Source organism: Staphylococcus sp. 231237_7MaSpsaltlick, assembly GCF_043107035.1.
Map to the genome: position 1 here is coordinate 1 of NZ_JBICNX010000099.1, position 1,893 is coordinate 1,893.

A 1,893-nucleotide genomic window follows, 5' to 3' on the forward strand; every position below is an offset into this window, starting at 1 on the left:
TCTAGACTATGACAAATCTGACTTCGGTAACATGCAAGAAAAACTTAAGTTTCAAACTTTAAAATAGTAGAGGTGATATTATGGATCAATTTGAATTTGAAGATAGTCTTTTTAATAAAGATGACTCAATAGAAAAGGCATTCCAAAAACTGAATATATATTTTGGTTATTCTCTTGAGTATTTAAATATTAATCGTGAGCCAATTGTAGGTAGGGACGAACAAATAGATAGATTAAACAAGTATTTAATGAGAGAAGATAACCCAGTTGCTATGTTAATCGGATTAGCAGGGTCTGGTAAAACTGCAACAGTTGAAAGCTGGGGACATATATTAGCAAAACAAGGTGTCGATTTACATTTGATAACTTTGAATATAGGTGCTCTTGGTTCTGGAGAAGATTTAAGAAGACGTGTTAGTACTTTATTACCTAAACTAAAAGAATACGAAGATTTCTTGAAAACATTTAATGAACAATGTAGAGTCGTTTTGTTTATAGATGAAGCGCATCATATTGTTAGTACGTTTGGTAATGGTTCAAAAGAAGGTGGAGAATTATTAAAACCCTATCTAGCTCGAGCAGGAAATTATGTGGGTGTTATTGCTGCTACTACTAGAGATGAGTATGATTCTTATATTGCAACAGATTCTGCCTTAGCTAGAAGGTTCAAAAATCTAGTTATTAATGAAGTTGAAGAGGATTTAACTGTTAATATCTTGAAAAATTGGTTAGCAACTCATACAAAAACAGTTTATACAGAGAATGTTGATGAAGAGATTCTTAGAGCGATAGTTGGTGCAAATAAAAAGCACAGTAGGTCTGATGTAGCTGAGCCTTCCGCTTCAATTGACATATTGGAATCTATGCATGCATATTCCAGAGATGAAAATATACCACTAGATTTTAATTTGTTAGATAGAGTATTTAAAGATACTAACAATGTTGATTTAGAAGTTAAGCTCGACCCTGTAAGGATAAAAAATGTTTTAAAACAAGAGGTACGTGGACAACCTCTTGTTTTACATACGATGAACCGAATAATAAACCGTATCACATTTGATGATAGGAAAGGTGATCAGCCTTTAGCTACGATATTAAGTGCTGGAACAAGTGGTGTAGGTAAAACACAAGCTGCAAAAGCTGTAGCTAAAGGAGGATATGGCTCTGAAAAACGACTTTTTAAAATTAGTATGACTGATTTTAATACAGCAGAGTCAGCTGAAAGATTTAGAAAGTTACTTGGTACTCATTTAAGACATGAACCATCTTGTGTCGTACTTTTCGATGAAATTGAGAAAGCGCATGAGACAGTCCAACTTTCTATGCTCCCAATATTAGATGAAGGTATCGTATCTTTCTTTGATTCTGGTCAAGATGGAGCAGAACATGCTTATACTGCATCATTAAAAAATACAATTGTTTTTGCTACAAGTAATAAAGGGTCGAAAATATTTGGGAAAATCAACGAATATGTGAATGAGATAAATACTGACCCAGATCATAATATTGATGAACTTACAGAACAAATAAAATTAAGAAATCGTACGTTAAAGCCTCAAATTAAAAGAGCGCTAATACATGATGCATTCAGGCCAGAGTTGTTAGAAAGATTCAACAGAATTATTCCGTTTGCTACACTGAGCGATCCGGTTCTGATAGACATAGCTGAAAAACAAATTTTTGAACTATTAAAGTATTTCTACTCAAAAGGTATTGATATTGCAATAAATGAAAAGCAATTTTGGGGAGAAGATAGTTATCCATACTATGCTACTGAAATTGCTATGTTTGTTGCAGTAGAAATGATGATTAATAAAAAAGATGCTGCAGGACAAGGGGCAAGAAATATTAAAAATATAATTGAAGAGGAAGTGGAAGGAGAATTGTTGGATG

Annotated in this window: 1 protein-coding gene; it reads left to right on the forward strand. The window is 33.1% G+C overall.

What is annotated here, in order from left to right; all coding sequences use genetic code 11:
• Positions 1–80 precede the first annotated feature (80 nt).
• Positions 81–1,893: AAA family ATPase (locus ACF91D_RS30045; RefSeq protein WP_392438386.1), on the forward strand; the 1,813-nt coding region annotated here is incomplete at its 3' end.